At 66.1% G+C, this 13,031-nt stretch carries 17 protein-coding genes; 12 read left to right on the top strand and 5 right to left on the bottom strand.

The features are described from left to right. Positions 1-5 precede the first annotated feature (5 nt). From LAQ74_RS09490 to LAQ74_RS09465, 6 genes are all read left to right on the top strand, one after another. Positions 6-1,223, top strand: a complete 1,218-nt coding sequence (locus LAQ74_RS09490; RefSeq protein WP_224332311.1) for a PGF-CTERM-anchored ABC transporter substrate-binding protein — start codon at positions 6-8, stop codon at positions 1,221-1,223. 104 nt (positions 1,224-1,327) lie between these two features. Next, the gene (srp19, locus tag LAQ74_RS09485) at positions 1,328-1,606 is read left to right on the top strand and encodes a signal recognition particle subunit SRP19 (RefSeq protein ID WP_224332310.1); all 279 of its coding nucleotides are present in this window, start codon (positions 1,328-1,330) and stop codon (positions 1,604-1,606) included. Next, positions 1,606-1,833 (top strand): H/ACA ribonucleoprotein complex subunit GAR1, encoded by a 228-nt coding sequence (locus tag LAQ74_RS09480; RefSeq protein ID WP_224332309.1) that lies wholly within the window; start codon positions 1,606-1,608, stop codon positions 1,831-1,833. Before srp19 ends, LAQ74_RS09480 begins: the two co-directional genes overlap by 1 nt. Before the next feature lie 87 nt (positions 1,834-1,920). After that, the gene (locus LAQ74_RS09475) at positions 1,921-2,985 is read left to right on the top strand and encodes a presenilin family intramembrane aspartyl protease PSH (protein WP_224332308.1); all 1,065 of its coding nucleotides are present in this window, start codon (positions 1,921-1,923) and stop codon (positions 2,983-2,985) included. A 132-nt stretch (positions 2,986-3,117) separates the two neighbouring features. Next, positions 3,118-3,393, top strand: coding sequence for a hypothetical protein (locus LAQ74_RS09470; RefSeq protein ID WP_224332307.1), 276 nt, complete (start codon positions 3,118-3,120; stop codon positions 3,391-3,393). Then, a complete protein-coding gene (locus LAQ74_RS09465; protein ID WP_224332306.1) occupies positions 3,390-3,818 on the top strand; it encodes a type II toxin-antitoxin system VapC family toxin in 429 nt (142 codons plus the stop codon). The genes LAQ74_RS09470 and LAQ74_RS09465 overlap by 4 nt, the downstream gene beginning before the upstream one ends. Positions 3,819-3,989: 171 nt before the next feature. On the opposite strand, the gene LAQ74_RS09460 is transcribed toward LAQ74_RS09465, so the two are convergent. The 5 genes from LAQ74_RS09460 to LAQ74_RS09440 all read right to left on the bottom strand — a co-directional run bounded on the left by LAQ74_RS09460 (position 3,990) and on the right by LAQ74_RS09440 (position 6,815). Further along, positions 3,990-4,289, bottom strand: coding sequence for a HalOD1 output domain-containing protein (locus LAQ74_RS09460; RefSeq protein WP_224332305.1), 300 nt, complete (start codon positions 4,287-4,289; stop codon positions 3,990-3,992). A gap of 65 nt (positions 4,290-4,354) precedes the next feature. After that, complete coding sequence (locus LAQ74_RS09455) at positions 4,355-5,146, bottom strand: TrmB family transcriptional regulator (protein ID WP_224332304.1); 792 nt, start codon at positions 5,144-5,146, stop codon at positions 4,355-4,357. Between the two features lie 50 nt (positions 5,147-5,196). Next, complete coding sequence (locus LAQ74_RS09450; protein ID WP_224332303.1) at positions 5,197-5,481, bottom strand: DUF7344 domain-containing protein; 285 nt, start codon at positions 5,479-5,481, stop codon at positions 5,197-5,199. A 293-nt stretch (positions 5,482-5,774) separates the two neighbouring features. Next, positions 5,775-6,248 (bottom strand): PUA domain-containing protein, encoded by a 474-nt coding sequence (locus tag LAQ74_RS09445; protein ID WP_224332302.1) that lies wholly within the window; start codon positions 6,246-6,248, stop codon positions 5,775-5,777. A 69-nt stretch (positions 6,249-6,317) separates the two neighbouring features. Continuing rightward, a complete protein-coding gene (locus LAQ74_RS09440) occupies positions 6,318-6,815 on the bottom strand; it encodes a LabA-like NYN domain-containing protein (protein ID WP_224332301.1) in 498 nt (165 codons plus the stop codon). A gap of 367 nt (positions 6,816-7,182) precedes the next feature. Here LAQ74_RS09440 and dapA point away from each other — a divergent pair, with 367 nt between their 5' ends. Genes dapA through LAQ74_RS09410 form a run of 6 tightly spaced genes read left to right on the top strand, consistent with a single transcriptional unit; the run spans position 7,183 to position 13,027 of the window. Next, positions 7,183-8,088, top strand: coding sequence for a 4-hydroxy-tetrahydrodipicolinate synthase (gene dapA, locus LAQ74_RS09435; RefSeq protein WP_224332300.1), 906 nt, complete (start codon positions 7,183-7,185; stop codon positions 8,086-8,088). After that, on the top strand, positions 8,085-8,912 hold the full coding sequence (gene dapB / locus LAQ74_RS09430; RefSeq protein WP_224332299.1) for a 4-hydroxy-tetrahydrodipicolinate reductase: 828 nt from the start codon (positions 8,085-8,087) through the stop codon (positions 8,910-8,912). The genes dapA and dapB overlap by 4 nt, the downstream gene beginning before the upstream one ends. After that, positions 8,909-9,754 (top strand): 2,3,4,5-tetrahydropyridine-2,6-dicarboxylate N-succinyltransferase, encoded by an 846-nt coding sequence (locus tag LAQ74_RS09425; protein WP_224332298.1) that lies wholly within the window; start codon positions 8,909-8,911, stop codon positions 9,752-9,754. Before dapB ends, LAQ74_RS09425 begins: the two co-directional genes overlap by 4 nt. Next, positions 9,751-11,016, top strand: a complete 1,266-nt coding sequence (lysA, locus tag LAQ74_RS09420) for a diaminopimelate decarboxylase (RefSeq protein WP_224332297.1) — start codon at positions 9,751-9,753, stop codon at positions 11,014-11,016. The genes LAQ74_RS09425 and lysA overlap by 4 nt, the downstream gene beginning before the upstream one ends. Next, entirely contained in the window at positions 11,013-11,921 is a 909-nt protein-coding gene (dapF, locus tag LAQ74_RS09415) for a diaminopimelate epimerase (protein ID WP_224332296.1), read from the top strand. Before lysA ends, dapF begins: the two co-directional genes overlap by 4 nt. Continuing rightward, positions 11,918-13,027 carry a M20 family metallopeptidase gene (locus LAQ74_RS09410; protein ID WP_224332295.1) on the top strand — a complete coding sequence of 370 codons (1,110 nt, stop codon included), beginning with the start codon at positions 11,918-11,920 and terminating at the stop codon, positions 13,025-13,027. The genes dapF and LAQ74_RS09410 overlap by 4 nt, the downstream gene beginning before the upstream one ends. Positions 13,028-13,031: the final 4 nt, after the last annotated feature.

Raw genomic sequence — 13,031 nt, 5'->3', positions numbered from 1 at the left:
GTACGATGCGACAGACAGTATCTACGATTCTCACGGCGCTCGTCGTCCTCTCGCTCGTCGCGCCCGCGACGGCAGGGGCGGCAGCGCCGACGCCGGCCGGAGTGGGTGCCGCAGATGCCGGTACCGCCGAGCTCGGCGCATCCCCGGCGATGCAGGCCGACTGTTCGTTCCCGTTCTCCGCGACCGACGCGACGGGGACCGAAGTGACTGTCGAAGAACGACCCGAGCGCGTGACGACGCTCAACCCGAGCGCCGCCCAGACGATGTGGGAGATCGGCGGCGAAGAGCAGGTCGTCGGCGTCTCGCAGTTCGCGTTCTACCTCGACGGCGCGGAGAACCGGACGAACGTCTCAGCGTCCGGTTTCGGCGTGAACAACGAGAAGGTCGTCGGCACGAACCCCGATCTCGTGCTCGCGCCGAACGCGACGCCCGTCGAGACCGTCGAGTCGCTCCGCGACTCCGGGCTGACCGTGTTCTACATGCCGGAGGCGAAGACCGTCGAGGACGTCCGCGAGAAGACGACGCTCACCGGCCAACTCACCGGCAACTGCGAGGGCGCGGCCGAGGCGAACGCGTGGATGACTCGGAACGTCGACGCCGCCGAGAACGCGACCGCCGACGCCGAGCGACCCTCGGTGCTCTACCCGCTCGGCGGCGGCTACGTCGCCGGCAGCGACACGTTCATCAGCGCGATGATCAACGCCTCCGGCGGCTCGAACGTCGCCGCCGAGCGGGGGCTGAGCGGCTACCCGCAGGTGAGCGACGAGGTCGTCGTCGAGGCGAACCCCGAGATACTGCTCGTCCAGACGGAGGCCGACGGCGAGCGCTACGTGACGACCGAACCGTACGCCAGCACCGCCGCCGGTGAGGACGAGCGGTACGTCGTCGTCGACCAGAACTACCTCAACCAGCCCGCACCACGCAGCGTCGTCTACGCGGTGCGGAACATGACCGAGGGCTTCCACCCCGACGCCGATGCGGCGTTCGTCGACCGCTCGGAGGTGCAGGCGAACGCGACGTCGAACGCGAGTGCGGACGCCAACGCCGAGAACGACTCGTCGGCGTCGACGACCGACACCGAGGCCGCGGAGACGACCGAGTCGACCGACGGTGACGACGGGGCGACCGACGCCGAGACCACCGGGACGACTACTCCCGGCTTCGGCGTCACCGCCGCCGTCGCCGCGCTCGTCGTGGCGGCGCTGGCGGCACGGCGCTCGTAGCTGACCGCCGACCACCGGCCGTCGAGCGTCGACCGTCGGAGTGTGACCGACGACTCACGAAACGCGACCACAACCGTCTTTTTCCCGCGGCGTACACTCCGACCATGGTCGAAAACGTCATCTGGCCCGCCTATCTCGACGCCGGGAAGACTCGCTCGGAGGGGCGACGCGTCCCGTTGAAGGCCGCCGTCGAAGAGCCCACGGTCGACGAGATCGCGAAAGCCGTCCAGCAGGTCGGCTACGACGCGATAATCGAGCGTGACAAGACGTACTCCCGCGAGTACGAGACCCGCGGCTGCGTGCTCGTACAGGGAGCCGACGACGCCACCAAGAACGACCTCGTGCAAGCCGTCGCCGCGTACGTCGGCATCCTCCGCGACTGATGCAGCGAGTCGGCACCGTCTCCCGGACGGCACAAGGCCTCGCCATCGTCCGCTGGGAGGGCGACGAGGACCCCCGAATCGGCACGAGCGTCGTCGACGAGAGTCTCTCGTCTGCGGGCCGCATCGTCGACGTGTTCGGACCGGTCGACGCGCCCTACGTCGCCGTGACGCCGAAAGACCGCTCGAAGCTCCCGTCGATGGTCGGCACGAAACTGTACGCGCGGTGAGGTCGCTCTCGTTCGCTCACCTCCGGCCGTCCCCCCGCTCGCCGCCAAGCGGAACCACCAAACCGTCCGCGCGCTAACCGGTCGTCGATGGACCCTCGCATGCACCGCGGCACCGCCCTGGCCGCGTTCATCTTCCTCCTCGTCCAACTCGGGGCGCTCGCGCTCGTCCCGACGTTCGACACGGCGGGCTATCAGGCCGTGGAGAACCCCTCGGACCCGACGAACAGCTTCGTCTACATCGGCGCGATTCTCGTCGCCACCGCCGGGATGCTTCTGGCCTTCCGCTACGACGCGGCGTGGACCGTCCGCGCGCTCGTCCTCCTCAGCAGCGGCATGCTCGCGTGGTACGTGTTCAGCGCCGTCGTCCCGCCGACGCTCGTCGTCCGGACGGGCGCGGGCTCCCTCGACCTCCTGACGCTGGCGCTCGCGGCAGGCGTCTCGCTGGCGCTCTACGTCTACCCGGAGTGGTACGTCGTCGACACCGCGGGCGTGTTGATGGGCGCTGGTGCCGCGGGACTGTTCGGCATCAGTTTCGGCGTTCTCCCGGCTATCGTCCTCCTCGCCGTCTTGGCCGTCTACGACGCCATCAGCGTCTACGGCACCGAGCACATGCTCAGCCTCGCCGAGGGCGTGATGGATCTGCGGGTGCCGGTCGTGCTGGTCATCCCGCTGTCGCTGTCGTACTCGCTTCTGGAGGACGACTTCTCGGGCGCGAGCGACGTCCACGAGGATGAGGAGGGAACCGACAGCGAGAACGGAGCGGGCGGCGAAAGCGAGAACGGTGCAGAGACAGCGGCCCTCGCGGACGATGACGGCAAAGCGGAAGCGGACGAGGCCGACGCCGGACGCGACGCGTTCTTCATCGGTCTCGGCGACGCAGTGATGCCGACCGTGCTCGTCGCCAGTGCAGCGTTCTTCTCGCCCGCGGCGACGTTCGGGTTCGCCCCGATTCCGGCGTTGAACCTCCCCGCGCTCGCGGCGATGGTCGGGACGTTCCTCGGTCTTGGCGTGTTGATGTGGGCCGTCGCGAAGGGCCGCGCCCACGCCGGCCTCCCGCTTTTGAACGGCGGCGCGATAGGCGGCTACCTCGTTGGGTCGCTCTTGGCGGGCGTCTCGCTCGTGCAGGCGCTCGGTCTCGCGCCGTATCTCTGAGGTGGATCTGTTGAAACCCGCCTTCGCTAACAGGTGATGTGGGCTGAATACAGAGGATGCATGCAGCAAAAGATGAACGTATCAGCAGAGTACGTGGAAAGGTTTACCCGGTAGTGTTTTCTACCAGATAGTATGGCGACCTCGGTGAAGATGGACGACGACACCAAGTCACGTCTCGAACGGTTACAGGCCGAGATACGACTGGAGATGGGGACACGAGTGACCCAACAGGAGATCCTCGCCCGGCTCGTCGAGCGTGCTATCGAGTCGAAAGCCGACCTCATCGACTCGTTCCGTGAGGAACGGGTTCCTCTTGCTGACTCCGACCGTGAGAGATTTCACGATGGGATGGTCTCGTCAGGCGTCACGACGACCGAAGACGATATCGACGACGTGCTGTACGGATGAGTGTCTTCGTCGATACCGGCGTGTTCTTCGCGCACCACGATACGGATGCGGCTCGACACGACCACGCCGTCGATGCGTTCGATGCGTTGCTCGATGGTGAGTACGGACAGCCGTACACGAACGACTACGTCTTCGACGAAACGGTGACGCTTACGCGTGCTCGGACAGGGTCGTTCGAGGCCGCGAACGCCGTCGCCAGTCGAATCCTCGGTGAAGAGCCATTTCCTCGCGTCTTCGAGCTACTTCACCTCCAACCGGACGACGTTCACGCGTCCCTGGAAGCGTTTCGCCGATACGACGACCACGATCTCAGTTTCACCGACGCGTCGATCGTCGCGCTGTGTGAGTCACGTGGTATCGATGCGGTGTTGAGTTTCGACACGGATTTCGATGGACTCGTCGACCGCATCGAACCGGGAACCTGAGCGGTGTCTCGGTTGGGGTGGTGTCTCCAACGGTCACCAATCTGTGAGAAGTGGGGTGCTGAATGTAGAGGATGCATCTCTCATGGAGACCCCGCTTATTCCGTCTCATCGGCGCTGAACTAACCGCGAAGTAGAGCGTGCGAACTGATCGCGAGGAGATCGGTAACGACCTTACTGGCGAGTAATCGTCAACTCCTCACCGTCGATCTGCACCCGATAGTCGTCGATCGAGAACGACAGGTTGACGCGTCCTTCGCCAGCGACAAGCGTGTCTAACGCTTCGGGATCAATGTGGTCGTATAGTGTGGTACCGAGAACATCGGAGAGTTCCACCGGATCGACCTCTTCGAGTTTTCCCAGAGCAGTGAGCGTGGCCAAACTTGCCGCTGTAGCTGACCAATCGTATGTTCGGCAGAATAATGGCTCGCGTGCCTCGGCAGATTGATCAGTACTTTCTCGTTCTGCGACCATACTCTTCGCACGGGATTGAGAAACAAGAGCGTAGTGTGATTAATTGAGTAAACAACAGGATGGCCTTACGACGGCTGGTTCCCGTTGAGTCGCCAGGTAAAGATCGCCCGCAGGACGACGACGAGACTGTTTCGGTCGCCGGCACCCCAGATCGCCGTCTCCTCGATCTCTTCGGTAGCGGAGGTATCGTCCACGAGCGCGCTCACGAGCGCCGTCTCTTCGTCCGTGATTAGCAGGCTTCCAGCGGGCGTCTCCTCCCACTCCCAGAGGGTCTCGAACAGTTCGGCTTCCGGTACCGATTCCTGGATACGTTCCTGGACTTCTTCTGAAATCCCCGCCAAGTGTATCTCGACACCGCGCTCTGCGGCAGCCTGAAGCCTGTCGAGGTGTTCGTCGGTAAGCAATTCGTCGATAGTCATGTAGACGATCTGCTCGTCAGCGTCGGCGATGAACTCCTCAACGCGGGATGACACCGCCTCCCGTCCAGTGACCGTCCAGACGCCGAACTGTTCGAGTTGTGGCTGGGCGGGGCCGATCTCCTCCAGACACTCCGCGAGTTCGGTAATCGTGTTCTCGCGTTTGACGTTGAGCATTCGGATGATCGTCTCCTCGGAGATTACGGTGAACTTTCGCGGCGTCGTGTGCTGGATGTCGACGAATCCCAATTCGTGGAGTCGCTCTGCCGATTCGTACACGCGAGTCCGGGGGACACCGTTGATTCGCGTGATGTCTTGTGCGGTTCCCGTCCCGAGTCGTACAAGATTGATGAGAGTTTGAGATTCGTACTTAGACAGCCCAAGGTCTTGCAATCGGTCGAGCGCTTCGGCTACAGCCTGCTCCTCCTCGAAACTCACCATGGTAACAATTGACTTGGTGTGGGTAAAAAGGCCCCCACCATTTCGAGTTTCTATTCCAGCTCTTCGGTGACGAATCGGAGCATCCTCTCAACGCGCTCGTTCGGGTTATATCGAATCATCATCGTATGCGGGTTGTACTCGATCAAGTTAACGTCCTCAAGAGTCGGGAGATGGATGTGGTGTACGTCGATGGGAAGGGAGTCAGCGTGAGTTGCAGTGGTCTTCGGAGGAGGGTTCTCGGGAGAGATGTGATCGAGGAGGGTATTAATAGTAACCGTGGTCTCCTCGCTGTCGATCAACTGGGAGAGGATTGATCGTCGACACGGATCTGCCACTACCCGTAATGCTGTTTCGGTCGAGACAGTTTGAATTTCTTGAGTCATTGATAGGGTTCATAGCAAAAATGGGGTGCTCGCGGGTTAACCTCCTCGTTTACTCGAAAGATCACATTCGGACAGATTCGGGATCGTGTAGCGACATCGGAACAAGCGAGTGATAGACACTTTCCCTGTACCGAGTGATTCAATGAGCCCATATTGAGGCCGGGTTGGTGACCGATCGCGCCCTGTATTCAGCACGCCAAATTCCATTTGTCACCGACTGAGGGTTTCAACAAAGCCTCTAAGGGCTACTTCTCGCCCGCACCACTTCGCACTTTCACCGCCATCCCCGACTCGAAGTCGAGCATCGCCGACGCCGACAGCTCCGCGCGGCCGACGGCCAGCACGCCGCCCTCTTCGTGGACGACGGCCACCTCGTCGCCCTGTCGAATCTCGTCGCCTACTTCCTGAACGAACTTCGCGAAGACGTTCTTGCCGTCGCGGACGAACGGTTCGCTCTCGTCGCCGACGACGACCCGGCAGGCGGGGGCGTCGAGCGTCTCGGTGAGGCGGCGGCCGCCCGCGACGCCGAGGCGGAAGCGGCCGTCGACGCCGTAGGAGACGACTCTGTCGTCGCCGTCGTACACCTGTCGGGGGCGGCCGCTCTTCGTCCGTCGGAGTTCGAAGTCGCCCGTCTCGGGGAACAGCGCCGCGCCCGCGCCCGCGCCGAACTGGTAGTCGGCGACGACGCGCAAGTCGGCGAGGTCCGCAGCATCGCTCATACTCGGATCTGTTCGGCGGTCGGCGAAAACGCTTCGACTCGAGGTTCCGTTCCCGTCGGATCGTCGCGTTCAGAGCAGGAACGTGTCCTCTCGCTCCGAGAGGTCCAGAAAGGAGTCGGCCGCCGCGATGAGTTCCTCGGCCGTCGACTGCTTGAACGCCATCACCTCGGCGCGGACGCCCTCGTGTCGAAGGTGCGAGCAGAGCCGCGAGAAGTCCCCGTCGCCGGTGCAGAGCACGACGGTGTCGACGTGGCTCGCCAGCGTCACCGCGTCGAGACTCATGCCGACGTCCCAGTCGGCCTTCTTCGAGCCGTCGCCGAACGTCTTGATGTCCTTGATCTTCGTCTCGAAGCCGATGTCGATGAGCGCCTCGAAGAACCGTTCCTCCTCGGGCGAGTCCGCGCGGATGACGTAGGCGATGGCGCGGGTGAGTTCGCGCCCCTGGACGCTCTTTTCGAGGAGGGAGGAGTAGTCGATGTTTCGGGAGTAGAGACTCTGTGCCGTGTGGTAGAGGTTCTGCGCGTCGACCAAGACGGCGACGCGCTGGTTCGGGTGTATCTCGGTCACGACTCCATACTCGGAGGGCCTCGTTTAATTCCTTGCCCCTCCTGCCGCGCAACCACGCAAACACACGGCGAACGGCGCGACCGAGTGAATCGAGAAGGCGAACCGAGTGCCGGAACCGGCAGAATCGACAGAAAGGCCCGGACGGCAGCATTAGCAGACGACGTAAGCTATAAATCCGGCAAACACCGTCATGCGAACGTGACATCACCGGCCGTCGCGTTCGGGACACGCCCCACGACAGCGACGCGGCCGACTCTTCTGAAAAAACGCGCGTACTGATTGCTCGCGGCGGGGGTGGCGACCCCGTCTCGGGTGAGCTTCGACGCGCACCGCTACATCACCATCTCTCGACACCACCACAGCACCAATGACAACCGACCAGTTCCGCGGGGTGTACCCGGCGATGACGACGCCGTTCACCTCGGAAGGACGCATCGACTTCGAACAACTGCAGACCGACGCCCGACGCCTCGAAGCCGCCGGCGTCGCCGGCCTCGTCCCCGTCGGCTCGACCGGCGAGAGCGCGACGCTCGACCACGACGAACACGTCGAGGTGGTCGAAGCCGTCGTCGACGCCGTCGATATTCCCGTTATCGCCGGCTCCGGCTCGAACTCGACGCGCGAGGCGCTCGAACTCTCGCGGCGCTCCGCGGACGCCGGCGCCGACGCGCTCCTCCTTATTTCGCCGTACTACAACAAGCCCGAACCCGCCGGGATGATAGAGCACTACCGGACCATCGCCGACGAGGTCGATGTCCCCCAAATCGTCTACAACGTCCCCTCGCGAACCGGCCGCAACATGACCGTCGGCACCGTCGCCGAACTCGCCTCCCACGAGAACATCGCGGGCTACAAGGCCGCAAGCGGCGATCTGAATCAGATCTCGGAAATCGTCGAGCGCACGCGGGACGAAGCGTTCTCCGTTCTCTCCGGCGACGACGGACTCACGCTTCCCGTGCTCTCGGTGGGCGGCACCGGCACCATCAGCGTCGTCGCCAACGTCGAACCCGAGCGAACCGTCGAACTCGCCTCGGCGGCGCTCGACGGCGACTACGCCCGCGCCCGCGAGATTCACCACGAACTCGGACCGCTCGTCCGACAGCTGTTCGTCGAGACGAACCCTATCCCGGTGAAGGAGGCGATGGCGATGCGCGGCTACGGCCCCGCCGATCTGCGCGCGCCGCTGACACGACTCTCCGAGCAGCACCGCGACCGTCTGCGCGAACTGCTTGACGACCTTCGGCCACAGGAAACGGAGGCGACGAGCGGATGAGCGCGGACGGCGTCGGCGCATCGGACGGCGAGGGCGCATCCGACGGAAGCGACCGACCGGTACGCGTCGCGATTACGGGCGCGACCGGCCGGATGGGCGGCGAGCTCCGCGAACTGTCCGCCGACCGCGACGACGTGGCTATCGTCCTCGCCGTCGCACGCAGCGGTGCGGACATAGACGACGAAATCGAAGACGCAGCCGACCTCCCGTCGCTGCTCGCAGAACGCGACCCGGACGTACTCGTCGACTTCACCGGCCCCGAGTCGAGCGTCGAGTACGTCGCCGCGTGCGCCGAAGCCGGCGTCCCCGTCGTGGTCGGCACGACCGGCTTTTCGGAGGAACAGGAGGCGGCGCTCGAAGACGCCAGCCAGTCGGTTGCGCTGCTGAAGGCGGCGAACTTCTCGCGGGGCATCGCGGGACTCCGTCGCGCCGTCCGCGAGGCGGTTTCCGCACTTCCAGGCTACGACATCGAGGTCACGGAGACCCACCACAACGGCAAGCGCGACGCGCCTAGTGGGACGGCTAACACCGTCCTTGACGACATCGAAGCCGAACGCGAGACGACCGGGCGCGTCCACGGCCGTGAGGGCGACCAGCCCCGAGAGACGGGCGAAATCGGCGTCCACGCGCGTCGCGCCGGCGACGTAACCGGGGAACACGAGGTCCTTCTCGCCGGAAACCACGAGGTGCTTTCTCTCACCCACCGTGCTGGCTCCCGTGGCGTGTTCGCCGCGGGAGCGCTCGACGCGGCGGTGTGGCTCGCCGGCCGCGAGGTCGGTCGGTACGACTTTTCCGACGTAATTGGAGGTTCCCACGAACGATGACGACGCTCGAATCCGACATCGACGACTTGTGGCAGCGCTACGACGACGACGAACTCGACGCCGAGACGGCGGGGGGCGACGAGCTGGACACGCTCGACGCGTTCCTCGACGCGCTCGAAGCCGGCGAGGTCCGGGCGGCCGAGAAATCCGGTTCCTCGCTCGACTCGTGGGAAGCCAACGAGTGGGTCAAGCGGGGTATCCTCCTCAACTTCGGCCTGCGCGAGACCCAACCCCGCGAGTACGGCGGCGTGACGTATCACGACGTGCTGCCGCTTCGCGATACGGCCGATTTGGCCGAGCGAGGCACACGAAACACACCCGACGGCACCGTCCTCCGCCGCGGGGCGCACCTCGGCGACGACTGTATCGTCATGAGTCCGGCGTTTCTCAACGTCGGCGCGCACGTCGGCGACGGGACGCTCGTCGACTCCTGCGACACCGTCGGCTCGTGCGCGCAGATCGGCGCGAACGTGAAGTTGGGCGCGAACACGCTCATCGGTGGTGTGCTCGAACCCGTCGAAGATGCACCCGTCGTCGTTGAGGACGGCGTCTCGCTCGGCGCTGGCTGCCGGGTCACCTCGGGGTTCGTCGTCGGCGAGAACAGCATCGTCGGCGAGAACACGCTGTTGACGCCGCGGATTCCCGTCTACGACCTCGTCGAGGAGGAAGTGATATACGGCCACCTGCCGCCGGAGCGCCGCGCGTTCACGCGCTTCGTCGAGTCCTCTATCGGCGACCACGACCTGTTCGCCGGCGGCGCGTTCAAGCCCGCCGTCGTCGCGCTCGACGTCGAAGACGATACCCTCGACGCGACCCGTCGGGAGGAGGCGCTCCGGGAATGAGCGACTGCGGGGGCGTATCGCGCGATGACCACACCAATCCTGCCGTCCGGCGACTCGCCGACTGGGACGCCGCGATGCTCGACGACCTCGCAGCAGCACACGGTACGCCGCTGTACGTCACCGACCTCGACCGTGTGAAGGAGAACTGCGCTCGCCTGCGCGACGCGTTCCCCGACGCCGAGGTCCGCTACGCGGTGAAGGCCCACACCGGCCGGGCGGTGCTCGAAACCGTTCGCGACGCCGGACTCCCCGCCGAGTGTGCGTCGGCGGGCGAGGTCCACCGGGCGCTCGGCGCAGAGTTTTCCGGCGACGAGATTCAGTACACCGCCGTTCACCCGCCCGCCGAGGACCTCGACTACGTCGTCGACGCGTGGCGCGAGCACCCCGACCTGACGATTACGGTCGGCGCGGCCGACACCGTCGAGCGACTCCGAGAGCGAGGCTTCGACGGCCGCCTCTGCGTCCGGGTCAACCCGGGCGTCGGCGCGGGCCACCACGAGAAGGTCCGGACCGGCGCGAACGCGAAGTTCGGCGTCCCGTACGACCGCGCCGCCGACCTCGTCGCGTCCGCGAGCGACGAGTTCGACCTCGTGGGTATCCACGCCCACGCCGGCAGCGGTATCTCCGGTGACGACCTGGCGAACCACCGCGAACTCGTCCGCCGGATGGGCGACCTCGCGCGCGAGGTGTCGGCGGCGGGCGTCGAGTTGGAGTTCGTCGACGTGGGCGGCGGCTTCGGCGTCCCCTACGGAGAAGACGAACCACCGCTCGACCTGCCCGCCGTCGCCGAGGCGACGCGGGAAGCCATCGGAGACATCGAGGCGACGCTCGCGGTCGAACCCGGGCGCTACGTCGTCGCCGACGCGGGCGTGCTCCTCACGCGGGTCAACACGGTGAAGGAGACGCCCGAGACGGTCGTCACCGGCGTCGACGCCGGGATGACGACGCTGCTTCGACCCGCGATGTACGACGCGTACCACGCGATTCGGAACCTTTCGTCCGAACACAGAGAGACGGTCGGTACGACGATCGTCGGCCCCATCTGCGAGAGTTCGGACGTGTTCTGCGAGAACCGCCCCCTGCCGCGTCCCGAACGGGACGACCTGCTCGCCGTCGGCAACGCGGGGGCGTATGGCTACGAGATGGCGAGCACCTACAACTCCCGGCCGCGACCCGCCGAGGTCGCGCTGAGCGGAGCGAACGCCGCGTTGGTCCGGCGGCGCGAGACCCTGACGGACCTCACGGAGGTAGAATCACGATGAGCCCAGCACTCGACCACACCGTATCGTTCGAAAAGTACCACGGCACCGGCAACGACTTCGTCGTCGTCGACGCCGCCGACTCGGTCCCCTACCGCGGCGCGTTCGCCGAGGCGTACTGCGACCGCGAGGCGGGCGTCGCCGACGAAAGCGGCGTTCACGACCGACACGGTGCCGACGGCGTCCTCTTTTTGGCACTCGAAGACCGCTTCCACCCGCCGAGAATCGTCATGACGCTCGTCCAGCCCGACGGCTCCGTCGCCGCGATGTGCGGCAACGGCGCGCGCTGCGCGGCGGCGTGGGCGGCGGCCCGCACCGACGCCTCCGAGTTCATGATCGACACGCAGTCAGGGACGAAGCGCGCTGTCGTCCGCAGCGACGCGAGCGGCGACGCCGACGAATCCCTCGATATCACCGTCGAGATGGGTATCCCGACGTTCGAACCGCGAGATGTGCCGCTGTCGGCCGACCACGACGGCGAACTCGTCACCGAGACGGTCGAGGGTCTCGAAGTCACCGCCGTGAACACGGGCGTCCCCCACGCCGTCGCGTTCGTCGACGATGTCGATGCAGTAGACCTCGAAGCGGTCGCACCCGCGGTTCGCCACGCCGACACCTTCCCTGAGGGCGCGAACGTCACGCTCGGCTCCCGCGACGACGACGGTAGCTTCAGCCAGCGCACCTTCGAGCGCGGCGTCGAGGGCGAGACGCGCTCCTGTGGGACGGGCGCGGTTGCCATCGTCGCCGCGGCCAAGCGCCTCGGACTCGTCGACGGCGACGACCCGATTCGCGTCTCGCCGCCGGGCGGCGACCTCGAAATCACGGTGCCCGACCGCGGCAGCGCGACGCTCCGCGGCCCCGTCGAGGCGGAGTACGAGGGCCGACTCGCCGCGCTTCCGGAGCAGTGAGCGGCGATAGCTTCGACCCCGTCGACTTTCTCGACCGGGCGGTCCGCGTCGAGTCCCACGAGGACGTGACGGCGATGCGCGAGCTGCTCGTCGAGACCGTCGAGAAACAGGGTATCGACGCGACGGTCGACGACGCCGGGAACACCCTCGCTTCTCGCGGCGAAGGGTCGCCCCACGTCGTGCTCAACACGCACATCGACACCGTCTCGCCGCACGTCGGATACGAGCGCGAGGGCAGCGGCGACGACGAGGTGATTCGCGGGCGGGGGTCGTGCGACGCGAAAGGCCCGCTCGCGGCGTTGCTCGCCGGATTCTTCGCCGTCGCCCCCGGCGGCGACGCCGACGGTAAACTGACGCTCGCGATCACACCCGACGAGGAGACGCTGTCGACGGGCGCGTACGCGCTCGACCTCGGCGCCGACCTCTACATCGTCGGCGAACCGACCGGGTTGGACGTCTGTACGGCCGCGAAAGGTCGATTCGAGGGAACGATTCGACTGTCGGGCGAGAACGCCCACGCCGCCGAATCCCAGTCGGGAGTGAACGCCGTCGCCGCCGCGGAGGGGGCGCTCGAAGCGATTCGGACGTACGACGAAGTCGTCGACGCCGCGCCGCGGACGCACGAGCAACTCGGCGCGCCCTCGTTGACGCCGACGGTCATCTCCGGCGGCGAGGCGACGAACCAGGTGCCCGCCGACTGTTCGCTCACCGTCGACCGCCGCAGCGTCCCCCCGGAGACGGCCGACGAGTTCCGGGAGGCGCTCGAAGCGCACGTCCGAGCGCACGTCCCCGACGACGTGGGCGTCGAGTTCGCGCTCACCGACCGGGAGACACCGTTTCTGGAGGCGTTCTCGACCGACCCCGACCACGAACTCGTGCGGACGCTCGCCGACGCCGCTGGGCGAGGAGTTCGCCCCTTCACGGCCGCGACGGAGGCGTCGTACTTCTCGCCCGCGCCGACGGTCGTCTTCGGACCGGGCGTGTTGGCCGACGACGATGGGTCGGTGGCGCACGCCGACCGCGAGTACGTTCGGGTGAGTGAGGTTCGGGCGGCCGCAGACGCGGTGACGGAGGCGCTGCGGTCGCTAGTGGGTGAGGACGGATAGCGGG

The organism is Haloprofundus halobius (assembly GCF_020097835.1).
Classification (GTDB): Archaea; Halobacteriota; Halobacteria; order Halobacteriales; family Haloferacaceae; genus Haloprofundus; species Haloprofundus halobius.
This window is presented reverse-complemented; position numbering and strand designations above follow the sequence as displayed.